This is a genomic window from Bradyrhizobium sp. 1, from assembly GCF_023073315.1.
GTDB lineage: Bacteria > Pseudomonadota > Alphaproteobacteria > Rhizobiales > Xanthobacteraceae > Bradyrhizobium.
This window is the reverse complement of record NZ_JADPJH010000035.1, coordinates 1-21,976: the sequence shown is the minus strand read 5'-3', so window position 1 is coordinate 21,976 and position 21,976 is coordinate 1. Positions and strand designations below refer to the sequence as shown.

Annotated in this window: 19 protein-coding genes; 4 read left to right on the top strand and 15 right to left on the bottom strand. The window is 64.6% G+C overall.

Annotated elements, in window-relative coordinates; all coding sequences use genetic code 11:
• Positions 1–60 precede the first annotated feature (60 nt).
• From IVB29_RS33610 to IVB29_RS33595, 4 genes are all read right to left on the bottom strand, one after another.
• The gene (locus tag IVB29_RS33610; RefSeq protein ID WP_247507784.1) at positions 61–1,212 is read right to left on the bottom strand and encodes a DegT/DnrJ/EryC1/StrS family aminotransferase; all 1,152 of its coding nucleotides are present in this window, start codon (positions 1,210–1,212) and stop codon (positions 61–63) included.
• 63 nt (positions 1,213–1,275) lie between these two features.
• Positions 1,276–2,280, bottom strand: coding sequence for a Gfo/Idh/MocA family oxidoreductase (locus IVB29_RS33605; protein ID WP_247507720.1), 1,005 nt, complete (start codon positions 2,278–2,280; stop codon positions 1,276–1,278).
• A 181-nt stretch (positions 2,281–2,461) separates the two neighbouring features.
• Positions 2,462–3,874, bottom strand: coding sequence for a mannose-1-phosphate guanylyltransferase/mannose-6-phosphate isomerase (locus tag IVB29_RS33600; protein WP_247507719.1), 1,413 nt, complete (start codon positions 3,872–3,874; stop codon positions 2,462–2,464).
• Between the two features lie 7 nt (positions 3,875–3,881).
• On the bottom strand, positions 3,882–4,871 hold the full coding sequence (locus tag IVB29_RS33595; protein WP_247507718.1) for an SDR family NAD(P)-dependent oxidoreductase: 990 nt from the start codon (positions 4,869–4,871) through the stop codon (positions 3,882–3,884).
• A gap of 176 nt (positions 4,872–5,047) precedes the next feature.
• On the opposite strand from IVB29_RS33595, the gene IVB29_RS33590 reads away from it, so the two are divergent.
• Together IVB29_RS33590 and IVB29_RS33585 are read left to right on the top strand one after the other, a co-directional pair.
• Complete coding sequence (locus IVB29_RS33590) at positions 5,048–6,007, top strand: lysylphosphatidylglycerol synthase transmembrane domain-containing protein (RefSeq protein WP_247507717.1); 960 nt, start codon at positions 5,048–5,050, stop codon at positions 6,005–6,007.
• On the top strand, positions 6,004–7,023 hold the full coding sequence (locus IVB29_RS33585; protein WP_247507716.1) for a glycosyltransferase family 4 protein: 1,020 nt from the start codon (positions 6,004–6,006) through the stop codon (positions 7,021–7,023). Before IVB29_RS33590 ends, IVB29_RS33585 begins: the two co-directional genes overlap by 4 nt.
• Here IVB29_RS33585 and IVB29_RS33580 read toward each other — a convergent pair.
• The 6 genes from IVB29_RS33580 to rfaD form a co-directional block, all read right to left on the bottom strand.
• Positions 7,011–7,958, bottom strand: a complete 948-nt coding sequence (locus tag IVB29_RS33580) for an NAD-dependent epimerase/dehydratase family protein (protein WP_247507715.1) — start codon at positions 7,956–7,958, stop codon at positions 7,011–7,013. The two genes, IVB29_RS33585 and IVB29_RS33580, sit on opposite strands and share 13 nt — an antisense overlap.
• Positions 7,958–9,184: a glycosyltransferase family 4 protein gene (locus IVB29_RS33575; RefSeq protein WP_247507714.1), complete on the bottom strand. Its 1,227-nt coding sequence runs from the start codon at positions 9,182–9,184 to the stop codon at positions 7,958–7,960. The genes IVB29_RS33580 and IVB29_RS33575 overlap by 1 nt, the downstream gene beginning before the upstream one ends.
• A gap of 2 nt (positions 9,185–9,186) precedes the next feature.
• Positions 9,187–11,100, bottom strand: coding sequence for an SDR family NAD(P)-dependent oxidoreductase (locus IVB29_RS33570; RefSeq protein WP_247507713.1), 1,914 nt, complete (start codon positions 11,098–11,100; stop codon positions 9,187–9,189).
• A 132-nt stretch (positions 11,101–11,232) separates the two neighbouring features.
• Complete coding sequence (locus IVB29_RS33565; RefSeq protein ID WP_247507712.1) at positions 11,233–12,519, bottom strand: O-antigen ligase family protein; 1,287 nt, start codon at positions 12,517–12,519, stop codon at positions 11,233–11,235.
• Positions 12,516–14,000: a D-glycero-beta-D-manno-heptose-7-phosphate kinase gene (gene rfaE1, locus IVB29_RS33560; protein ID WP_247507711.1), complete on the bottom strand. Its 1,485-nt coding sequence runs from the start codon at positions 13,998–14,000 to the stop codon at positions 12,516–12,518. The genes IVB29_RS33565 and rfaE1 overlap by 4 nt, the downstream gene beginning before the upstream one ends.
• A 12-nt stretch (positions 14,001–14,012) precedes the next feature.
• A complete protein-coding gene (gene rfaD, locus IVB29_RS33555) occupies positions 14,013–14,993 on the bottom strand; it encodes an ADP-glyceromanno-heptose 6-epimerase (protein WP_247507710.1) in 981 nt (326 codons plus the stop codon).
• A 162-nt stretch (positions 14,994–15,155) separates the two neighbouring features.
• Between rfaD and waaF the strand changes: the two genes are divergently transcribed.
• Positions 15,156–16,229 carry a lipopolysaccharide heptosyltransferase II gene (waaF, locus tag IVB29_RS33550; RefSeq protein ID WP_247507709.1) on the top strand — a complete coding sequence of 358 codons (1,074 nt, stop codon included), beginning with the start codon at positions 15,156–15,158 and terminating at the stop codon, positions 16,227–16,229.
• A gap of 110 nt (positions 16,230–16,339) precedes the next feature.
• On the opposite strand, the gene IVB29_RS33545 is transcribed toward waaF, so the two are convergent.
• Genes IVB29_RS33545 through IVB29_RS33525 form a run of 5 tightly spaced genes read right to left on the bottom strand, consistent with a single transcriptional unit; the run spans position 16,340 to position 20,916 of the window.
• A complete protein-coding gene (locus tag IVB29_RS33545; protein WP_346731321.1) occupies positions 16,340–17,050 on the bottom strand; it encodes an ABC transporter ATP-binding protein in 711 nt (236 codons plus the stop codon).
• Positions 17,037–17,786 (bottom strand): ABC transporter ATP-binding protein, encoded by a 750-nt coding sequence (locus IVB29_RS33540; RefSeq protein WP_247507707.1) that lies wholly within the window; start codon positions 17,784–17,786, stop codon positions 17,037–17,039. Before IVB29_RS33540 ends, IVB29_RS33545 begins: the two co-directional genes overlap by 14 nt.
• Positions 17,787–17,797: 11 nt before the next feature.
• Positions 17,798–18,778: a branched-chain amino acid ABC transporter permease gene (locus IVB29_RS33535; RefSeq protein ID WP_247507706.1), complete on the bottom strand. Its 981-nt coding sequence runs from the start codon at positions 18,776–18,778 to the stop codon at positions 17,798–17,800.
• On the bottom strand, positions 18,775–19,644 hold the full coding sequence (locus IVB29_RS33530; RefSeq protein WP_247507705.1) for a branched-chain amino acid ABC transporter permease: 870 nt from the start codon (positions 19,642–19,644) through the stop codon (positions 18,775–18,777). The genes IVB29_RS33535 and IVB29_RS33530 overlap by 4 nt, the downstream gene beginning before the upstream one ends.
• A gap of 15 nt (positions 19,645–19,659) precedes the next feature.
• On the bottom strand, positions 19,660–20,916 hold the full coding sequence (locus tag IVB29_RS33525) for an ABC transporter substrate-binding protein (RefSeq protein ID WP_247507704.1): 1,257 nt from the start codon (positions 20,914–20,916) through the stop codon (positions 19,660–19,662).
• A 62-nt stretch (positions 20,917–20,978) separates the two neighbouring features.
• Between IVB29_RS33525 and IVB29_RS33520 the strand changes: the two genes are divergently transcribed.
• Complete coding sequence (locus IVB29_RS33520) at positions 20,979–21,917, top strand: GntR family transcriptional regulator (protein WP_247507703.1); 939 nt, start codon at positions 20,979–20,981, stop codon at positions 21,915–21,917.
• Positions 21,918–21,976: the final 59 nt, after the last annotated feature.

Sequence of the window (21,976 nt, the reverse complement as noted above, 5' to 3'; positions counted from 1 at the left end):
TCTCGCCGCTTTGCGGCGAGCCACCCTCTCCCACAAGGGGAGAGGGTAAGAACAGCGAAATCAGCCCGAAATCGCGCCGCGTACGGCGGCGATTACCCGCTCCTGGTCGGCTTCGGTCAGATAGGCGTGCATCGGCAGGCTGATGACGTCCTGCGACAGGCTTTCGCAACGCGGCAGGCCGCCCTCGGCGACCGGATACTGCTTGTAGGCAGTCTGCTGATGCATCGACTTGCCGTAATAGATCGCGGTCGGCACGCCTTGGGCCTTCAGCGCGGCAGCGAAGCCGTCGCGATCGGTCCCTTTCGGGAGGCGGATGGTGTACTGCGCCCAGACCGAATTGTTGCCCGGCGCAACGCGCGGCACGGTCACGACATTGCTCAAGCCGCGCGCATACCGCTCAGCGACCTTGTTACGGGCGGCGATCTCGTCGTCAAAGATCTTCAGCTTCTCGATCAGGATCGCAGCCTGCATGGTGTCGAGCCGGCCGGTCAGGCCGAGGCGGACGTTGTCGTATTTGTCGACGCCCTGCCCGTGCACGCGAATGCTGCGCAAGGTCGCCGCGAGCTCGTCGTCATCGGTGAAGATCGCGCCGCCGTCACCAAAACAGCCGAGCGGCTTTGCCGGGAAGAAGCTGGTCGCGGTGGCGAGGCCGAAGGTGCCGAGCTTGCGGCCCTTGTAGCTCGCGCCAAAACCCTGGGCAGCGTCGTCGAGCACGAACAGGCCTTCGTCCCTGGCGATCTCGGCGATGGCATCGTGATCGGCGGGCTGGCCGAACAAATCGACCGGAATGACCGCGACCGGCTTGAGGCCGGCCTTGCGCGCGGTCGCGATGCCGCGCTTCAGCGACTTCGGGCACATGTTGAACGTCGTCTCGTCGACGTCGACATAAACAGGCGTCGCGCCGGTCCGCGCCACCGGCGAGGCGGTCGCGATGAAAGTGAAGGACGGACAGAACACGGCATCGCCGGGCCCGACATTCTTCGCCATCATCACCATCAGGATCGCGTCGGTGCCGCTGGCGCAGCCGATCACGTGCTTGGCGCCGGAGTAGGCCGCAAGCTGCTTCTCGAGCTCGGCGACTTCAGGTCCGTTGACGAACTGGCAATGGTCGAGCACGCGCTTGACGGCCTCATCGAGCGAGGCACCAAGCCGGCGGCGCTGCGAGGCGACGTCGATGAAGGGAATGGGTTCGGAACGCAGATGCTGGTTCATGGTCTGGTTCTTGGCGCCTTGCTGATTGTCTTGCGAAGCTTGAGAAGTCGGCATGGAAAGGGTTCAGCCGGCGACGCGGCGCGGGCCCGTACGGGCAGCGGCCTTGGCCGCGGGCCGCGACGGCGTTTCCAAGCACTGCGTGGCGATCTCGAGGCTGGCGACGCCTTCATCGCCGGTGACCGCCGGAATCTCGCCGCTACGCACGGCCTTGAGGAACGCGAGCAACTCGGCGCGGAGCGGCTCGTCATGTCCGACAGGCAGATGCCGCATCGAATAGCTGCCATCAGGCTTGAAGCCGAAGCACTCGGTGACCTGGCGCGTGAGCAAATCGCCCATCACGTATTTGCCGCGGGTCGCGACCGTGACGCTGCGGGCCTTGAATGGCGTCAGCCAGTTGGTGTTGATGTGGGCGAGCACGCCGTTGGCGGTACGGAACTGCAACAGCGCGATGTCCTCGCGCTCGGCGATCGCGCTCGACAGTTGCGGCTGCACCTCGACGATGTCGGATTCGGTGAACCAGCGGATCAAATCGATGTCGTGCACGGCGAGATCGATGACGACGCCGACATTGGACATGCGCGGCGGGAACGGGCCGACGCGGGTGATCGCGATGGAGAGAATATCTTCGCCCGCGATCGCCTGCTTCACCGCGGCGACCGCCGGATTGAAGCGCTCGACATGGCCGACCATCAACGTCACGCCGGCCTTTTGCGCAGCAGCGACGATCTCGCGGCCTTCGGCGACCGTGGAGGCGATCGGCTTCTCGACCAGCACGTGAATGTTCTTGGCGATGCAGGCGAGCGAGACCTCGTGATGCAGATGGGTCGGCGCCGCGATGGTGACCGCATCGACGCCCGCGGCGAAGAGCTGGTCGATGGTCTCGAAACCCTCGCAGCTCGCAAGCTCGGTGGTGCGCGTCAGATGCGCCGGCGACGGATCGACCACGCCGACGAGGGTGACGCCGGGAAGCCCGCTAAGCACGCGCGCATGGTTGCTGCCCATCACGCCCGCGCCAATGACGCCGACGCGCAAGCCGGCCTTTGCCGGTGCAGACACTTTGGAACTCATTTGAGCAAACCCCGATTCAACGCAAACCCCGGCCGCTTCTAGCACGGACGCCACATTTGTGGCGAATGCCGCCCTATTCGGCCGGACACGATTTGATTCAAAAAGTTACACGTCCCCGCGCCTTAAGTGGCTGAAAGATGACGCTCTTTCGGCCCGGGTGGCGTGATTCGGAGTGTGCTGGTTACGACCTTTGATAGTCGTCTTCAATCCGGATGATGTCGTCTTCCCCGAGATAGCTTCCGGTCTGGACTTCGATCAGCTCCAGCATGATTTTACCGGGGTTCTCCATCCGGTGCACCGCGCCCATCGGGATGTAGATGGACTCGTTCTCGTGCACCGTCTTCACGGTCTCGTTGACGGTGACGCGAGCCGCACCGCGGACCACGATCCAGTGCTCGGCGCGGTGATGATGCTTCTGGAGCGACAGACGCCCGCCCGGCTTCACCACGATGCGCTTGACCTGGTGGCGCTCGCCATTGTCGACGGACTGGTAGCTTCCCCAGGGCCGGTGCACCTTGAGATGCTCCTCGGTGACCTTCGGCGCGACCGCCTTCAGCTTGGTGACGAGCCGCTTCAGGCCATTGGCATCCTTCTGGCGCGAGACCAGCACCGCGTCGGCGGTCGCGACCACGATGAGGTCATCCACACCTTCGAGCGCGACCAGCGCGGAATCGGTGGTAACGTTGCAGTTGCGCGAGTCCTCAAACACCGCACTGCCATGCGACGCGTTGCCTTGCGCGTCCTTCTCCGACAGCTCCCACACCGCGTGCCAGGAGCCGACGTCGGACCAGCCGCAGGACACCGGCACGACGGCTGCGCGCGAGGTCTTTTCCATCACCGCGTAGTCGATCGAGATCGCCTTCGCGGAGCCGAACGCCTGCGGCTCCAGCGTCACGAAGCCGAGATCGCGGCCGGCATTGGTGACCGCATTGGAGATCGCCTCCACGCTTCCCGCATCGACCTTGCGATATTCGTCGAGCAGGACGCTGGCCGGGAACATGAAGTTGCCGCTGTTCCAGAGATAGCCCGAATTGACGTAGTCGGCGGCCTTCACGGCGTCGGGCTTCTCGACGAAACGCGCAACCGCATGAACCTCGCCGGAGATCACTTCGCCCGGGCTGATATAGCCGTATTCGGTCGCCGGCCGCTCCGGCTTGACGCCGAAGGTGACAATGCGCCCGGCGCTCGCAGCGGTAAGACCTTCGCGGCACGCGGCGACAAAGGCGGCAGTGTCCTGCACCACGTGATCGGCGGCGAGCGCGAGCACGATCGCTTCGCTGGAGCGGTTCTGCGCGAACACCGCGCCCGCGGCGATCGCGGGGCCCGAATCGCGCCGCATCGGCTCGAGGATCACATCGGCTTCGATGCCGATCTCGGCGAGCTGCTCCAGCACCATGAAGCGGTAGGACGCATTGGTGATGACAACAGGCCGATCGAACAGCGCGGCGTCGGAGACGCGCAGCAGCGTGTCCTGGAAGGTCGAGCGCGGGCCGAACAGCGGCAAGAATTGCTTGGGGCGCACCTCGCGCGACGCCGGCCACAGCCGCGTGCCGGCACCGCCGCACATGATCAGGGGGATAATGCGTTTGTCCATCGTCATCTCAAACCTTGAAATAGTCCCGATACCAGGTGACAAAATTACGAACCCCGTGCGCGATCGGCGTTGACGGTGCAAAGCCGGTGTCGCGCATCAGATCCTCGACATCCGCGAACGTTTCCAAAACATCTCCCGGCTGCATCGGCAGCAATTCTTTGATCGCCGTCCGACCCAGCTCCTGCTCCAGAAGTCCGACGACATGCATCAGCTCTTCCGGGTGGTGGTTACCGACATTGTAGACCCTAGACGGCGCATTTGCGGCAGCCGGGTCATCCGCGGGCACAAGATCAATGAGCTTGGATACTACACGGGTGACGTCGTCAATATAGGTGAAGTCGCGGCGCATTTTGCCATGGTTAAAAAGCCGGATCGGCTTGCCCGCCAGGATGGCGTTCACAAACAGAAAAAGAGCCATATCGGGCCGTCCCCACGGACCGTAAATCGTAAAGAAGCGCAAACCCGTCACCGGCAGCCGGTAGAGATGGCTGTAGGACTGCGCCATCACCTCGTTCGCCTTCTTGGTCGCGGCGTAGAAGCTGACGGGATGGTCGGTCCGGTCCTGCACGGCAAATGGCAGTTTCGTGTTGGCGCCGTAAACGGACGATGACGAGGCGTAGACGAGATGACGACAGCAATTGTTGCGGCAGCCCTCCAGCACGTTGAGAAAGCCCTGGAGATTGGAATCGGCATAAGCTTGGGGCTGCTCGATCGAGTAGCGCACGCCAGCCTGGGCGGCCAGATGCACAACCTGCGCAAATCCGTGCCGCGCAAACAGCGCCGCCATGGTCGCGCGGTCGGCGAGATCGGCCTGCACGAAGGAGAAGCCGGGCTCCCTTTGCAGCAGTTCCAGACGCGCCTGTTTCAGCGCCGGATCGTAATAGCTGTTGAGATTGTCGAGTCCGACAACGGGCCGGCCTTCGGCCAAAAGCTGCCGGGCGACGTGAAATCCGATGAAGCCCGCGGCCCCCGTGACCAAAATCGCCTGATCTGCCATCCTGTTCCCAAAGGATCCCTCGCCCGCGGCGCCTGTTTAGCCGCTTTCGAGGGGGTCGCAATAGCCCGAGAGACAGCTATTGCAAGATCAGCGCCAAAACCATACCAAAGCGGCCGAATTCGGCGTCCTGCGTCGGGTTGCCTCGAATCTTCGCAAACCCAGATCAAGCGGGCGAGATGCGCCGAATCCTGCTGTCGACGGCCAAGATCCTGATTTCCGCAGCGCTGCTCTATCTGGCGCTGCGCAAGGTCGATCTGACCGAATTGTTGTCGCGCTTCACCGTGAGCAGCCTGTTCTGGATCGCCATGGCGATCGCGGTCACGTTCCTGCAAATCTTCATCGGCGTGCTGCGCTGGCGCGAGATCAGCACCGAATGCGGCGCGCCGCTCGAGCTCGGCCAGGCCATGCGCTACAATGTGGTCGGCGCCTTCTTCAACCAGACCCTGCCGTCTGCGATCGGCGGCGATGCGGTCCGGCTGTGGCTGGTCGCGCGCGCCGGCGCCGGATGGCGCGCGGCCACCTACTCGATCTTCGTCGATCGCGCGATCGGCCTCGTCGCGCTCGCGATCGTCGTCGTCGCGAGCCTGCCCTGGAGCTACGGGCTCATCACCGACCCGCACGGACGCTCGGCACTGCTGCTCATCGACTTCGCCGCACTCGCAGGCGGCCTCGGCTTCCTGATCTTCGGCGCGCTGAAATGGCCGTGGCTGAAGACCTGGTGGGCCACCCACCACATCCACGCCTGCGCCGTGATCGCCAACCGCGTGATCTTCAGCCCCACGCGCGGACCAATCATCGCGATCCTGTCATTCGTCGTTCACGTGCTTGCCGTCGTCGTCGCCTGGTGCGTGGTGCAGGCGATCGCCGCGCCCGTCAGCTTCGGCCAGATCTTCCTTCTGATTCCGCCGGTCATGCTGATCACCCTGATGCCGATCTCGATCGCCGGCTGGGGCGTGCGCGAGGCCACCATGGGCCTCGCCTTCGGCTTCGCCGGACTGGCGCCGAATGAAGGCGTCAACATCTCGCTGCTGTTCGGTGCGGTCTCGTTCATAGTCGGCGCGTTCGGCGGTTTGGTCTGGATCCTCAGCGCCGAGAAGGCCGCGCAAGGCTCGGCGCAGCTCGGAGTGCCGGAGTGAGCCCGGCCCCCGACGCCGTTGCCGCCATGCCTTTGCTGCTTGCTCTCGCGATCGCCGCGCTGATCTCGGCGCTCATCACCTGGACCAGCCGCCCGCTGCTCCAGCGCTACGCGCTGGCGCGGCCAAATGCGCGCTCCTCGCATCGCATTCCGACGCCGCAAGGCGCGGGCATCGCGGTGATCACCGCCACGCTGCTGATCGCATCGGCCTGGGCCGTTTGGGCGAATGTCGCGATTCCGCCGGCACTGGTCGTTGCAACAATCGTGATCGCGCTGGTCGGGTTCGCCGACGACATCGTGTCGCTGCCGGTGCTGGTGCGGCTGGTGCTGCAGGGCGTATGCGTCGGCGCGGTGGTGTTCACCGCGCCCGACACCGCGCGCATCGTGCCGGCGGTGCCGCTCGCGCTGGAGCGCGGCCTCATCCTGCTCGGCGGTGTCTGGTTCGTGAACCTCGTCAACTTCATGGACGGGCTCGACCTGATGACGGTGGCGGAGGTGGTGCCGGTCACAGCGTTGCTGTTGCTGCTGGGGATGCACGGCGATCTCTCATGGCCGGCCGTGCTGATCGCCACGGCGCTGTGCGGCGCCATGCTCGGTTTTGCACCGTTCAACAAGCCGGTCGCAAAAGTATTTTTGGGCGATGTCGGCAGCCTGCCGATCGGCCTTTTGCTCGGATGGTGCCTGCTGGAGCTCGCCTGGCAGGGACAGCCCGCCGCGGCGCTGCTGCTGCCCGGCTATTACCTCGCGGATGCCACCATCACGCTGTTTCGCCGCATCATCAGGCGTGAGCAGTTCTGGTCGGCGCACCGCTCGCATTTCTATCAGCATGCGACCGACAACGGGTTTGCGGTCTCGCGGGTGATCGGCGAGGTGTTCACGCTCAATCTGGTGCTGGCGGGGCTGGCCCTCGTCACCGTTCGCGCGGGGTCGACGGCGATCACGATCGCCTCGCTGCTCGCAGGCGCGGTCGCGATCGGTTTCGTGCTGCGCCGCTTCTCCCGCTCTCAGATCTGCTGAGCCGACAGCGCGAGCCGCAAGCCGTCGTCGAGCGAGATCTGCGGCTGCCAGCCGGTCGCGATCGCCTTGGAGACGTTGAGCTCGAGCGAACCGATCAGGCTGTCATGGGTATCCTGCCGGCCGATCATGCTGAGCAGCGTGCCAAGCAGGTCCGGCGACATGCCGAACAGCCGCGGGCTCTTGCCGAACGCCCTGGCCAGGCGTTCGATGAATTCGGGGGTGGAGACCTGCTCGCGGTCGGCCACCAGGAAGATCTCGAAATTGCTTGCGGGGTCGGGATAAGCGAGCCGGCGCAGGATGAACGACGACAGGTTCTGCACCGCGAGGAACGCGCGGTGATTGCGGATCCCACCGAACGGCAGCGGCAGCCCCAGTTGCACCGCGCGCGTCAGCAGCGCGAAATTGCCCCTGGCGCCCGCCCCATAGACCAGCGGCGGCCTGATCACCGAGATCTTCATGGCGCTGTCGCGCGCGAGCGTCCTCAAGCCGGCCTCGGCCGCGGCCTTGGACATGCCGTAGAGACCGCGGGGCGTGAGGATGTCCTCCTCGCTGAACGGCGCGCGGCCGTCATTGCTGCGTCCGTGCACGAGGACGGTGCTGACGAAGATGAACTGGCGCACGCTCGCCGTCGCCGCGGAGCGCGCCAGATGCAGCGTGCCCGCGATGTTGACGTTGCGGTAGAGCTGCACCGCGTGCTCCTCGTGCTTGTGATGCACGCGCGCGGCGAGATGGACGACGGCATCGACGCCTTCGAGCGCGGTCTGCCAGTCGGTCTCGGGGCCGATCGTTTCGATCACGACCTCGTCGTCGATCCCCTGCGGGCTGCGCACGGCACGGCGGACCTTCCAGCCCGCCTGGACGAGTGCGGGCACCACGTGACTTCCGACGAAGCCGCTTGCTCCCGTCACCAGCACGACCGGTTTGCGTTCGGTCATCATTGCTCCGAAAGGTCCGGGTTGCGCAGCAATTCGTCGATCAGGCCGGCATAGGCGTTCATCGCGGTCGTCCGGTCGAATTTTGCAGCTGCCTTCACCGCACGCTCGGCAAGAGCGCCGTCGTCGGATCGGGACGCCGCACGGATCGCGCCGGCGAGTTGGTCGGCGCGGCCCGGCGTCACGACCCAGCCGAGCCCATTCTCCACCACCGTCAGCGCGGCCTCGGCCTCCGGTTCGGAGACCAGCACCACGGGACGGCCGACCGCCAGCAGATTGTAGAACCGGCTCGGCACCGACACCCCCGCAACGTCCTTCCGGTACGGAATGATCCAGAGATTGGCAGACGCCAGAAACGCCTCGAGCTCGGCATCCTCGACGCGCCCCACGAAGGAGACATTGGAGAGGTTTGCTTCCGCCTGCAACTGTTTCAGCCGCGTAAAGCCGATACCCCAGCCGGACAGCAGGAAATGGATGTCCGGCTCGTCCTTCAAGAGGCGCGCCGCCTCGAACACGATCTCCGGATCATGCGTGAAGCCGAGATTGCCGGACAGGCCGACGATGAAGCGCGCGGACAGCGGCTTGCGGAACGGATTGTCCGGTGACAGCGGACGCGCGCCGGGCATCAGCGTCGCCCAGTTCGGAATGAAGCGGATCTTGCTGCGCCGCATGCCGGAATAGCTCAGCAGCGGCCGCTCCGCATCGCGGCCGATGGTGATGACGGCATTGAGCGCGCGGAACATCAGGCCATTGGCGAAGCGCATCGTCCGCGTCACGATCGAGCCGGGCTTCAACATTCCCGCCGTCACCAGCACGTCGGGGAAGAGATCGTGCATGATCAGCGCCGAGCGCGCGCCCTTGAGCCTTGCCGCCGCCGCCACGGCATAAGGCAACATGAACGGCGCAGTGACGGTGAGCACGACGTCGCCTCGCCGCAACTCGCGGATCAATGCAAAGAAAATGCGCGCGGCGAACAGCAGTTCGGACAAGCCGCGCCGCACCAGCGCGGCCTTGCCCGCCATCCGGTTCTTGACGGCAATCACGCGCGGCTTGCCAGCACCGGTCTGCGAGGCCTGCAATGCGCCTGATCCCGACAGCACCACGACCTCGTGATCCCCCGCGACGCGGCAGGCGATCTCGGCCATGATCGCCGCGGTCGTGCTCGGATCCGGCGGATAATGCTGGCTCGCGACGACGATCTTGCCAAATAAACTGCCATGGGACTGCATGGTCAGGCCGCGGTCGATCCGAATTCCGGAACCGCGTCCTTCAGGATGGTCCTGATCGTGGCGCGATCGTCGCGCGCGATCGCCTGCTCGAGCGCCGCGATCCATTTGCGCAGCGTCTGCATCGGCGGCTCGTTCGGCTGCGCGGCCATGATGCCGGCAACGCCGATCTCGCGGGTCGGCTCCTCGGAGGCGAACAGGATCTCGTGCAGACGCTCGCCCGGCCGCATGCCGGTGAACACGATCTCGATGTCGTAGCCGGGCTGCAAGCCGGAGAGGCGGATCATGCGCTCGGCGAGGTCGACGATCTTCACCGGCTGGCCCATGTTGAGCACGTAGACCGAGACATCATGACGCTGCGTCCCGAGCGCGTGCGTCGCTGCCGTGATGACGAGATCGCAGGCCTCGCGGATGGTCATGAAGTAGCGGACCATGTCGGGATGGGTGACGGTAACAGGACCGCCGGCCTCGATCTGGGCCTTGAACTTCGGCACCACCGAGCCGTTCGACGCGAGCACATTGCCGAACCTGACCGAGATCAGCCGCATCGGCGGCCTGGCATTGCTGCCACCTGTCGCAAGGTCATGGTCGAGCGCCTGGCAATACATCTCGGCGAAGCGCTTAGTGAGACCCAGCATCGACACCGGCTCGATCGCCTTGTCGGTCGAGATCATCACCATGGCGCCGGCGCCGGCGCTGTGCGCGGCGTCTGCCACGTTGATCGAGCCGAAGATGTTGGTCTTGACGCCCTCGCTCCAGTCGCGCTCGAGGATCGGCACGTGCTTGAGGGCGGCGGCGTGGAACACGATATCAGGCTTGAATTCCGCCATCAGGCGCATGATGCGCTCACGGTCGCGGATGTCGGCGATACGTCCTTCGATCGCCGCTGCCGCGCCGTGCGCGGCCAGCGTTTCCGTGACCGCGTACAGCGCCGGCTCGGAATTTTCCACGATCAGGAGACGCGCGGCGCCGAAAGCGACGACGCGTTCGCAGATCTCCGAACCGATCGAGCCGCCGCCGCCGGTGACGATGACAGCCTTGCCCCTGATCAGCGCTTCCAGGCGCGCATAGTCGATTGTCTCGCTCGGCCGCAGCAGGAGATCCTCGACCGCGACCGCCGTGAGACGCGGCGCATCGCCGCTCTCGAGCGAGGGCATGCGGCTGACGATGACGCCGAGCTTGCGTGCCCGCATCAGGATCTGCTCCGGATGCGCCTCCGGCGCGAACGCCGACGGCGTCATCACGAGCCGCGCGATCGGCTTGTTGCGCTTGGCGAAGTCGGCGATGACGTCCTCGATGTCTTCGATGTCGCCCAGCACCGGCACGTTACGGATCGACTGGCCGCGATCGGAGTTCGACGGCGACAAGACGCCGACCGGCCAGATCCGCTTGATCGCTCCGCTTTCGATGCCGCGAAGCAGCACCTCGGCATCCGCGGCACGCCCGATCAGCAGCGTCGGCGCGGCATCCTCGGTGCGGGCATGACGCCGCACCCGCGTATAGCGGAAATAGCGGTAGGCCATGCGCAGCGCGCTGAGAAACGAGATCTCGAGGAACCAGTAGAGGACGATCGTCACCTTGCCGAGGAAGAAGGTGCCGCGGACATTGGGGGCGACAAAGATGTAGTCGAGCGCGAGCAGCGCCACCGTCAGCACGGTTGCGACGCGAATGATGTTCAGCGCATCGGGCAGCGAGATGAAGCGCCATTTCGTCGTGGTCAGGTTGAAGACGAAGAACACGACTACGCTGAAGGCGAGGAAATAGGGCAGGATCTGGAACAGCAGCGGCAGGCGATCATAGAAGCCGTCGCCGCCCTCGAAACGCAGATAGAACGCCGCGAACAGCGCCGCCGTGGTCGCCAGCAGGTCGTGGAGCGCGATCATGAAATTGCGCAAAGTGAGATGCGAAAGACGCGTCATCCGCCGACCGATGAATATCCCGTTGGGTTGCAACCTGACCGCGCTGATAACCCATCTGAGCCAGACTTGCCAGTATAAGACTTGCCAGCATTAGGACTTGCCAGAACTGGGACTTGCCAGCCGCGCGGCCGTTCAGGAACCGGCTTTCCCCAGCTTCGCCTCGGCCTGCTGTGCCCGGATCACCATGCCGCCGGCGACGCCGACGCCGATGACGTACATCCAGCCCTCGTGGAAGTCGAACAGATGCGAGTTGAACAGCGAGGTGAAGACGTTCTGAACCACGACCAGCAAGCCGATCCATCTGGCGAACCCGTCGCCGCGAAACAGCAGGAAATGCGAGATCCAGATCGCGTAGAGGACGATGATGCCGATGACGCCCCATTGCACGGCGACATGCAGCGTCTGGTTATGCGGATTCGGAAACACCCTCACGCCTGGAACCCATGAGGGCTCCCTGGAGGCTCGCTCGAACAATCCCTGCGAGGAGCCGGTGCCATGTCCCGCAAGCGGAGCCTGCACGAAGAACTGCGCTGAGTGCCGCCAATATTCGAGGCGTTCGCCCATCGACGTCGGGACGTTCTCCTCCATGTAGAGCCGGTAGTCGCGCGAAAACGTGTCCGCGGTCTTGCGCAGTTGCGGCGAGGCCTGCCAGGCGACGGCGGCGCCGGCGATCAGGGCAACGCAGATGATGGCGATGCTGCGCCACCTCAAATGAAGCAGCGCGAACACGGCGAGCATGATCGGCACGGTCACGAGCGCGGTGCGCGAGACCACCACGAACGCCATGTTGACCAGGAAGCTCAGCGCCAGCGCGATCAGCAGCCCGGCGAGCCAGTAGCGCTTCTCGCGCAACAGCATCATCACGGGATAGGCGAGCGCGACCGCACACAGCGTGAATTCCTGGCTCTGGTCGATGTAGTTCTTGACGAAGATGCCGCGCTCGAGCGGGTCGTAGGGTTTTAGCGACAGGCCGGGATAGAAGGCGACCAGCCACGACATCACCGACAGCAGCGCGCAGGACACCAGGAAGGCGATCAGCATCCAGTTGCCGCGCCGCGATCGCTCGAAATGGTAGAGCAGGACGGGGAGCACCAGCAGCTTGACGGTCGGACCGACGGCATAGAGGCGCGCGCCCCAGGCCGCGTCCGACCACAGCGTTCCCGCCAGCGCGAGCAGGAACAGCGCGATCGGCGCCGCGGAGATCGGGCGCTTCAGCGATTGCAGGAAGGCGCGGACATCGAGAAACGGCACCATGCAGACCAGGAACACGGCGTTGAAGATCGCCACGAGCGAGGTCGACCAGGGCAGCGAGGCCACGGTCAGGATCGCGAACAGGTCGACGGTCTCGCCCCAGGCCGCCGGGCTGCGGAAGCGCCGCCACAGCATCTGGGCGGTCGTCTCCCGCGCAAGCGCCGTCACTTGGCTTCTCCGCGCGCACGATGGACCAGCGCCGTCGTGCTGAAACCCTGGAGGATGTCGACCAGCACGACCATTCCGCCCGCGGCCTCGACGATCTCGTGGCCGACCACCTGCTCGCGGGTGTAGTCGCCGCCCTTCACCAGCGCGCTCGGCTTGATCCGCGTGATCAGCTCGATCGGCGTGTCCTCCTCGAAGATGACGACGAGGTCGACGGCCTCTAGCGCCGCCAGCACTTCCGCGCGCGCGCGTTCGTCCTGGACCGGGCGATCCGCGCCCTTCAGTCGCCGCACCGAGGCGTCGCTGTTGAGGCCGACGATCAGGCGATCGCAGGCGGCGCGCGCCGCGGTCAGTATCTTGACATGGCCGGGATGCAGGATGTCGAAGCAGCCATTGGTGAAGCCGACACGCAGGTCCTGCCGCTTCCACGCGGCGAGCCGCGCGTCGAGCGTATCAGGCGCGAGCACGATCTTCTCCTCGGCCGCGAGATAAGCATGCGGCAGGATCTTTCGCCGCAACTCGGCCGCGCTGACGCTGGCGGTGCCCTGCTTGCCGACGGCAACGGCGGCGGCGGCATTGGCCATCCGCAGCGCCGTATCCCAGTCCGCGCCCGTAGCGAGCGAGACCGCGAGCGCAGCAGCGACAGTGTCGCCGGCGCCGGAGACGTCGCGCACCTTCACCGGGACAGCGGGCACATGAACGGCCTCGCCCTTGCGCGGCACCAGCGTCATGCCGTGCTCGCCCTGCGTGACCAGGATCGCCTCGCAATCGGCCAGCCGCATCACGTCCTCAGAGGCATCGACGATGCTCTGCGGCGTGTCGGCGCGGCTGCGGGTGGCTTCCGCAAATTCCTTGCGGTTGGGCGTGAGCAGCGTGGCGCCGCGATAGATCGCCCAGTTCAGGCTCTTGGGATCGACGATCACGGGCTTATTGAGTTTTCGCGCGGCGTCGATGGTGTGGCGGATCACGCGCGCGGTCAGCACGCCTTTGGCGTAGTCGGACAGCAGCACGATGTCGGCGCGCGCGATCTGCGGCAGGATCGCCTCGATCAGCTTCGTCTCGATGTCGTCGGAGGCAGCTACCGCCTGCTCCCAGTCCGCGCGCAGCATGTGCGTGGAGAAATGCTCGGAGACGAAGCGGACCTTTCGCGTCGTCGGGCGCGACGGATCGCACACCAGCACGCTTTCGATCCCGGCATGCTCGGCCAGCGCCGAGGCGAGCCGCTTGCCCGCATCATCCTCGCCGACGAGACCGACGAAGACGCAGCGCGCGCCGAGCGAGGCGACATTGCGCGCGACGTTGCCGGCGCCGCCGATATGGATCTCGCTGCGCTGGGCAAGGATGACGGGCGTCGGCGCTTCCGGCGAAATCCGCGAGACTTCGCCATAGACGAACTCGTCCAGCATGACGTCGCCGATGCAAAGCACCGTGCGGCGCGCGATGTCTTGCGCGAGCGAGTCAAAATCGAGAATGGGCGTCACCATGATCCAAAGCCCTCAGCGGAAGCGGTCGGGCCGATCGAGATAATCCCCGACATAGGCCTTCACCGAATCCTCGAGCGTCGTGAAGCCGCCATTATAACCGGCACCGAGCAGACGATCGACCTTGCTCTGGGTGAAATACTGGTAGCTGCCCCGGATCTGCTCGGCCATGTCGATGTATTCGATGTTGGGCTTGCTGCCGAGCGCGGCATAGGCAGCCAGCATCAGATCTTTGAAGCTGCGCGCCGTGCCGGTGCCGACATTGAACAGCCCCGAGACTTCAGGCGTTGCCACGAGCCACATGATCACGCGCACGACGTCGTCGACATAGATGAAATCGCGGCGCTGGTCGCCATCGGCGATGCCCTCGCGATGCGACTTGAACAGCTGCACGACGCGGCCCGCCTTGACGTCGTCGAAGCGGCGCGCCAGCACGCTCATCATCGAGCCCTTGTGGTACTCGTTCGGGCCGAACACGTTGAAAAATTTCAGGCCCGCGCATTGCGGCGGCAGCTTGCCGCCGCGCGCGAGGCGCTCGGCAACCGCGATGTCAAACAGGGACTTGCTCCAGCCGTAGAGATTCATCGGCCGCAATTTCTTCAGCGCAGCGACCGAGGCGTCATCGTCAAAGCCCTCCGCGCCGTCACCATAGGTCGCCGCGGAGGAGGCATAGATCAGCGGCACCGCATTCGCCGTGCACCAGTCGAGCAAGCGCATCGAGAAGCGGAAATTGGTCTCGATCACGAGGTCGCCGTCGGTCGCGGTGGTCTCGGAAATCGCCCCGAGATGGATCACGGCATCCAGCTTGCGGCCGTCGAGCCAGCCGCGCAGCTCGGCCGGCGGGACGATATCCACAAGCTGGCGCTTGGCGAGGTTCCGCCACTTGCCGTCCGAGCCAAGGAAATCGCAGACAACGACGTCGCTGCGGCCGGCCTCGTTCAGCGCGGCCACGACATTCGATCCGATAAAACCGGCCCCGCCGGTCACCAGCAACATTCCAACCACCCTGCCCGATTTTTGCGGCCCGATCCCCTGCCGTAGCGCATCATCTGCCAAAGTGTAAGCATTTTGGGACCGATGCTTCTGCCGGCTTTACGTCCCGGCCCGGAGCAGCTAACCGAACCGCCACAATCTGCACACCCTCGGTCCTATTAACAAATGAATACCGATTCGCAACTTAGCGGAGATACAGATCGGAGCGACACACGCCCGATCCTGATCGTCCCGTATATGTGGATCGGCGATTTCGTCCGGAATCACACCGTGGTCCGGGTCCTCAGGGAACGCTGGCCGAACCGGCCGGTCGATCTCCTCACGACGTCCCTGTGCGCCCCGCTGGTCGATTACATGCCCGGCGTGCGCGATGGGCTCGTCTGGGACATGCCCCGCAGCCGCCTTGCCGTGGGCCGCCAGTTCCGCCTGGCGCGGCTCCTGCGTGAGCGGAACTACGGCACCGCCCTGGTGCTGCCCCGGACCTGGAAGGCCGCCATTGCGCCCGCGCTGGCCGGCATTCCCGAACGGGTCGGCTTCGTCGGCGAGTTCAGATTCGGCCTGCTCAACCGCTGGCGCTGGGGCGAGAAAAAGCTGCCCCGCTTCATCGACAAGAACGCAGCGCTGGCCCAGCCCGACGGCGCCCCCCTGCCCCCGGAATGGCCGGTGCCGCAACTCCGGGTCCCGGCCGAGGACATCGTGCGCTGGCGGCAGGCCAATGGCCTGAGCGCAGGCGCCGCCGTGGCGCTGGCCCCCGGCTCGGTCGGGGTCTCAAAACGCTGGACCTACTATCCCGAGGCCGCCCGGCTGCTGGCCGAGCGAGGCTTGGAAGTCTGGGTGGTCGGCGGCCCCGCCGAGAAGGGCCTCGCCCAGGAGATTGTCGCTGCCGGCGGCGCGAAAGTCCGGGACCTCACCGGCAATGATCTGCGCAACGGCGTGCTGGCGATGGCGGCGGCCGGTGTCGCGATCTCGAACGACTCAGGCCTGATGCATATCGCCGCCGCCCTAGGCACGCCCACCATGGGCATCTTCGGCCCCACCAGCCCCTACCTCTGGGCCCCCCTCAACGGCCTCGCCGCCACCGTGGTGCAAGACAAGAGCGTGCTGTCCTGCCAACCCTGCCAGAGCACGATCTGTCGGATGAACGACCATCGCTGCATGCGGGATATCGCGGCGGCCGAAGTCGTGGCGATCGCGCAGCGGGTGCTTGGCGAGGCAGGCGCGCGTGTCGGCCTGGACTAGGGCGTGTACTGATAAATTGAGGTTCGTGAGCGCGGCTTGAGTCCATGCCCATAGAACTCGGCCTCATTAGCACGCAGCCAAATGCGGATCGATGCGGAGAGCGAGCGCATCTATATCCCCAGATAAGCCGCCTGCACCTGCTTGTTGTTGGCGAGCTCCGTGCTGCTGCCGTGCATGATCACGTTACCGCTTTCCAGTACATAGGCGCGCTGGACCAGCGACAATGCGCGACTGACATTCTGCTCCACCAGCAGGATCGCGGTGCCCATCTTGTGGATCTCACCGATTTTCTCGAAGGTGACATCGGTCATCACGGGCGCCAGCCCCAGCGAGGGCTCGTCGAGCATCAACAGGCGCGGTTTCAGCATCAGCCCGCGGCCGACCGCGAGCATCTGCTGCTCGCCGCCACTCATGGTCCCCGCGAGCTGCCTCTTGCGATCGGCAAGCCGTGGAAAGATGCCGTAGACGAGGTCAAGGGTCCGCGCGCGTTCGGCCTTGGCCTTGGGCACATAGGCGCCGATTTCGAGATTTTCCTGCACCGTCATTTCGGGAAAGACCTGGCGTCCTTCCGGAACGTGGGCAATGCCCAATTCGGGAATCCGGTGCGGCGGCAGGGAGGCGAGATTGGTGCCGGCAAAGCTGATGTTGCCGGCTGACAGCTTCACGAGTCCGGAGATCGCCCGCAACGTGGTGCTCTTGCCGGCACCATTGGCGCCGAGGAGGCCGACGGCTTCACCTTCGCCGATCGAGATGGTGACGCCCGATATCGCGGGCACCGAGCCGTAGCTGGCGCGGACGCCTGATAGTTCAAGCATGCGCATCTCCCGCCGCCGGCGGATGAACGTAGGAGCCGAGATAGGCCCGGATCACTTCCGGGTTCTCCACGATTTCCTTCGGTGCGCCTTCCGCAATCTTCTGTCCGTGGTCGAGCACCACGATATGGCGGGCGACGGCCATGATCGCGCGCATCACATGCTCGACGATCACGATCGTCAGTCCACGGCTGGAGAGTTTCTTGACCAGCGCGACCGCCTGATCGATCTCTGCCGGATTGAGCCCCGCCATCACCTCGTCCAACAACAGGATGCGCGGCTCTGTTGCCAACGCGCGCGCCATCTCGAGCCGGCGCTGGTCGATGGTGGTGAGGTCCTTGGCCGCGGTCAGTTCCTTGGCCGCAAGGCCGACGAACTCGATGGCTTCCAGCGCCTTTGCGCGTGCGGCCTCGACATGGCGGTCGCGCAGGAAAGCACCGGTCATGACGTTCGCAAGCACGGTCATGGCGCCAAACGGTTTGGCGACCTGGAAGGTACGGGCCATTCCGAGCGCGCAGACGTCGTGCGGCTTCATCCCGACGATTTCCTTGCCAAAGGCCTGGACCGAACCGGCGTCCGGGCGGTGAAAACCGGTAATGAGGTGGAAGCTGGTGGTCTTGCCGGCGCCGTTCGGCCCGATCAGGGCTACGGTTTCGTTTTCCTTCACCGTAAAGCTGACGTCCTGCACGGCACGCAAGCCACCGAACCGCTTGCTGAGACCCTTGACGACGAGTGCGTCTGCCATCGCCCGCCCCCTTACGCCCGCGCCGGCCGGCGGCTTGCAAAGCGCCTGTATGCCTCGGTCGCGACGCCGATCAGTCCGGTCGGCCGCCACAGGATGATGGCCATCAGGATCAGACTGTAGACGGTGAGCTGGATACCGCCGACGCTGCCGCCGAGCCAGCTTTGCAGCAGCGCGGACGTGGTCTCCAGCAGGACGGTCCCGATCACCGGCCCCCACAGCGTTCCGATACCGCCGACGATCGATACCAGGGCGGCCTCGATCGAGATGTTGAAGCTGAAAGCGGTCGCGGGGTCGATGAAGTAGATGTACTGGGTATAAAACGTGCCCGCGAGCGCGGTGAGGAACGAGCTGATCATGTAGATGTCGCGCTTGATCCTCGGCGCATTGACGCCGATCGCCTCGGCCGCGTCTTCGTCCTCGCCGATTGCAACCAGATAATACCCCATCCAGGAACGCTCGATCAGCCAGGTGATGGTGAGGCCTGATACGAGCAGGCCGAGCACCACGTAATAGTAGGCTGCCTTGCCTTCGAACTGCATCATCAGCGGCGCACTGCCGAGGTTCGGGATCGTGGTGCCCTCGGCACCCCAGGCGAAATCGCGGAATTTGAGGAAGATCAGCATCAGCGCCTGCGCTGTCGCGATCGTCGCGATGGTGAAATAGGGACCGCGCAACCGGAAACACAGCCAGCCAATCGGCAGGCTCGCCAGCATCGCCACGACACCGCCGGCCACCATGCCGATCCACGGCGAAACGCCGAAATCGATCTGCAGGATGGTCGAGGTATAGGCGCCCAGTCCGAAATAGGCGGCGTGCCCCAGCGACAATTGCTTGGCGTAGCCGCCCATCAGGTTCCAGGCGACGCCGATGAACGAGAACAGCAGGATCCGGATGAAGATGTCGACAGCAAACGAGCTCTTCACGACGAGGGGCAGTGCAATGAGAATGGCAAGGCCGAGCGCCAGCCAAAGCAGATTTCGCGTCACGATCATCGCGCTTTCCCTCCGCCAAGTCCGGTCGGCCTGAAGGCCAGCGTCAGAAGCAGCATCGCGAACACCACGATCAACCCGGAGTCGGCGCCGACGAATTGAATCCCGAGGGACTCGGCGACCCCCATCATGAGGCTGGCGACGAGCGCGCCCATGACGTTTCCGAGACCACCCAGCACCACGGCAACGAAAGCCATCAGCGTGAAGACCTGCCCGACGAACGGATACGCCGAATAGAACGGCATCAGCAGCGAGCCCGCGGCGCCCGCCAGCGCCAGCGCGACGCCGAGGGCTACGCAGAAGACGCGGTTGGGGTTGATCCCCATCAGCATCGCCACGTCGCGGTTCTGCGAGGCCGCCCGCATCGCCTTGCCGAGGTCGGTGGTGTGCAGAAAGATCCAGAGCGCGCCGCTCAATCCCATCGCGACGACGAAGGCGATGAGCTTTGCGACGGGAATATAAAGTCCGCCGAGGTGGAAGGCCTCATCCGAATAGGAGGTATGGACGGTGCGGTAATTCGCGGTGAACAGCATCAGCGCGAGATTCAGCAGTAACAGCGACAGCGCGAAGGTCAGGAAGATCTGCGGCATGTCGTTCGGCCCCAGCACCCGCCGGATCAGGAAGTGCTGGATCAGCACGCCTGCGACGAACAGCACGGGCATCGACACGACCAACGACACGATCGGATCGACGCCGAACTGGCTCGAAAGGAAGAACGAGATGTACATCCCGATCATCACGAATTCGCCCTGGGCGAAATTCACGATCTTGACCACGCCGAAGATCAGCGTGACGCCGATGCTGACGAGCGCATAGATGCCGCCGATGAGCAGGCCGTTGATGACGGCCTGGGCCAGTGTCTCCCACATCGAACCGATCCGGCGTCAGGTTTTCATCAGCGGTGCGCGCTTGTCTTCGTCGGGGAAGACGCTGGCGAGATCGCCGTTCTGCCACTGCACCCCGACCGGATGGCCAAAGACATTCTTGCCGTCCGGGCCGAACTTGACCTTGCCGCCAGGCGCCATCGCAGCATACCCCGTGGAGACATCGAGCGCCGACAGCGCTTCGCGGACCTTCTGCGGATCAGCGGAGCCCGCGCGTTCCAGCGCATCCGCCAGCATGAAGGTCTGGGCGACGAGTCCGCCGGCATATTCGAACAGGAACTCGCCGGTGCGCTTCTTGTATTCGGCGTTCACCTTTTGCGCATCGTTGCTCATGTCGTGGTTCCAGTGCGCGATGCCCTGGAGACCTTCCGCGAGATTGCCGACGTTCTTGTAGAAGTCCGGAATCACAAAACCGCCCGAGCCGCCATTGATCGCGACGTTGAGGCCGACCTGCTTGACCGTTCGCACGATCAGAATGAGGTCGTTCAGATAGGAGACCGAGAACAGCGCGTTGGCGCCAGAGGCCTTGACCTTGTTGATCAAAGGCGATGCGTCGGTGAAGCCGGCCGAGTAAGGCTCGAACATCACGATTTCGACGCCCTCGCCCGGTGCCAATTCCTTCAGGCCGTTCGAGGTCGAGGTGCCGAACGCCGTGTTCTCGAAGATGACAGCCACTTTCGGCTTGTCGCCGACGAGTTTTGCCATTTGCAACTGGGCCTTCGCGAATTGGGAGGCGCGGGCAAACGGGGTGAACGTATAGGTGCGGTTCTTGTTGAGCTGGTCGGAACTGGAGCCGGTAATGATCGGAACCTTTGCGCGTTCGCAGACCTCGCTCGCGATCAACGTCAGCGCGCTGGCGAAGCAGCCATGGATCGCGGACAGCTTGTTGCCGGTGATCAGCCGATCCGTCTCGGTGCGCGTCACCGTGGTGTCGCTCTGGAGGTCGGAAACGATCAGGTTGAGCTTGGCGCCGCCGAGCGACTTGATGCCGCCGGCTTCGTTGACCATCTCGACCGCGAGTTTGGCGGCCGCGACACAGCCGACGCCGATCTGCGCCATGCTGCCGGTGGTCGGGTAGAGTGCGCCGATGTTGACGGGCTCGGCCGCCCAGCCGCGCAACGGCACCGCGCCGAAAGCGCTTGCGGCGAGGATACCACCGGTCTTGACGAGGAACCGGCGGCGGCTCTGCTTCTTCGAGAAAGGCTGGTTTTGCCCGGTCGCGAGATTGGTGACAGACTCGTTGCGGTCTTTGGTCATGCCGATCCTCCCTCGTGCGATCACATGCAGGTGCCTGCCTGGTCGCCTTGTTTTATGGGGAGATGGTAGCGTGGCTGAAAATTGTTTACAATGATGTTTACGATCTTACTGTCCAAAATCGGAAGTTGCAGCTTTCGTCATTCGGACGATCACGCCGGACGGCGGCGCGCGCCCAAGACAAGACCCAAGACAAAACCCAGGACAAGGAAAGCGGCAACAGGAAGCCCATGGCGGGAAAACCACGCAAGCGCGCGAGAGCCGGGACGGCGAAACCCTCGGCGGTGGCGCCGTCACCGGCGCGCCAGCCAGCTGCAGCCGCCATGATCGCCAAGCGTATCGAGGAGGATATCGTTCTCGGGCGCCGCCGGCCGCGGGAGCGGCTCGTCGAGCAGGATCTGTGCGACTTGGTCGGCACCCATCGGGGCGACGTGAGGCTGGCGCTGTTCGAGCTTGAAAAGAAGGGCTTGGTCGAGCGGATTCCCAACCGCGGCGCGATAGTCCGGGGCCTTACACCGCTGGAAGTCAGCGAGATCTATCGGGTTCGCGAGGAGCTGGAAGTGATGGCGGTTCGCATCATCCCGTTCCCGGTCGCGCCAAAGGACATCAGCAGACTGGAGCAGTTGCAGCGACAGCACACCACGGCCATCGCCGCGGGCGATCTGCTGACCGTGTTCTACAGCAACCTCAGTTTCCACCAGGTTCTGTTCGGGCTCTGCGGCAATTCCTGCCTGATCGAAACGATCGACTGGCTTGCCCAGAAGGTCTACGGGATCAGGTCTTACGCAAACGCATTTCCGGAGTCGCTGGAACGCGCCCGGCGCGATCATCTCGACATGATCAAGGCGATTCGCGAGTCGGCCCGGGACGAACTAATCGCCTTGACGCGCCGCCATCTTGAGCCCTCCCCGCAAGCCTATATCAGGGACTATGAGCGTCGCTTTGGCAAAGCCGAGACGACGGATGGGTTCGGCAAAGGCCCTGCCGATCGCACGCCCCGATGATGGGATCATGCCACTGTTTTGCCCGACGAGGCTGGGCAAGAATGTTGGATTTCGGGAGT

What these genes read in the sequence shown, in the direction of transcription:
- IVB29_RS33610 (WP_247507784.1), bottom strand. Translation starts at nt 1,212, where the DNA reads ATGAACCAGCATCTGCGTTCCGAACCCATTCCCTTCATCGACGTCGCC.
- IVB29_RS33605 (WP_247507720.1), bottom strand. Translation starts at nt 2,280, where the DNA reads ATGAGTTCCAAAGTGTCTGCACCGGCAAAGGCCGGCTTGCGCGTCGGC.
- IVB29_RS33600 (WP_247507719.1), bottom strand. Translation starts at nt 3,874, where the DNA reads ATGGACAAACGCATTATCCCCCTGATCATGTGCGGCGGTGCCGGCACG.
- IVB29_RS33595 (WP_247507718.1), bottom strand. Translation starts at nt 4,871, where the DNA reads ATGGCAGATCAGGCGATTTTGGTCACGGGGGCCGCGGGCTTCATCGGA.
- IVB29_RS33590 (WP_247507717.1), top strand. Translation starts at nt 5,048, where the DNA reads ATGCGCCGAATCCTGCTGTCGACGGCCAAGATCCTGATTTCCGCAGCG.
- IVB29_RS33580 (WP_247507715.1), bottom strand. Translation starts at nt 7,958, where the DNA reads ATGACCGAACGCAAACCGGTCGTGCTGGTGACGGGAGCAAGCGGCTTC.
- IVB29_RS33575 (WP_247507714.1), bottom strand. Translation starts at nt 9,184, where the DNA reads ATGCAGTCCCATGGCAGTTTATTTGGCAAGATCGTCGTCGCGAGCCAG.
- IVB29_RS33570 (WP_247507713.1), bottom strand. Translation starts at nt 11,100, where the DNA reads ATGACGCGTCTTTCGCATCTCACTTTGCGCAATTTCATGATCGCGCTC.
- rfaE1 (WP_247507711.1), bottom strand. Translation starts at nt 14,000, where the DNA reads ATGGTGACGCCCATTCTCGATTTTGACTCGCTCGCGCAAGACATCGCG.
- rfaD (WP_247507710.1), bottom strand. Translation starts at nt 14,993, where the DNA reads ATGTTGCTGGTGACCGGCGGGGCCGGTTTTATCGGATCGAATGTCGTG.
- waaF (WP_247507709.1), top strand. Translation starts at nt 15,156, where the DNA reads ATGAATACCGATTCGCAACTTAGCGGAGATACAGATCGGAGCGACACA.
- IVB29_RS33545 (WP_346731321.1), bottom strand. Translation starts at nt 17,050, where the DNA reads ATGCGCATGCTTGAACTATCAGGCGTCCGCGCCAGCTACGGCTCGGTG.
- IVB29_RS33540 (WP_247507707.1), bottom strand. Translation starts at nt 17,786, where the DNA reads ATGGCAGACGCACTCGTCGTCAAGGGTCTCAGCAAGCGGTTCGGTGGC.
- IVB29_RS33535 (WP_247507706.1), bottom strand. Translation starts at nt 18,778, where the DNA reads ATGATCGTGACGCGAAATCTGCTTTGGCTGGCGCTCGGCCTTGCCATT.
- IVB29_RS33530 (WP_247507705.1), bottom strand. Translation starts at nt 19,644, where the DNA reads ATGTGGGAGACACTGGCCCAGGCCGTCATCAACGGCCTGCTCATCGGC.
- IVB29_RS33525 (WP_247507704.1), bottom strand. Translation starts at nt 20,916, where the DNA reads ATGACCAAAGACCGCAACGAGTCTGTCACCAATCTCGCGACCGGGCAA.
- IVB29_RS33520 (WP_247507703.1), top strand. Translation starts at nt 20,979, where the DNA reads ATGGTAGCGTGGCTGAAAATTGTTTACAATGATGTTTACGATCTTACT.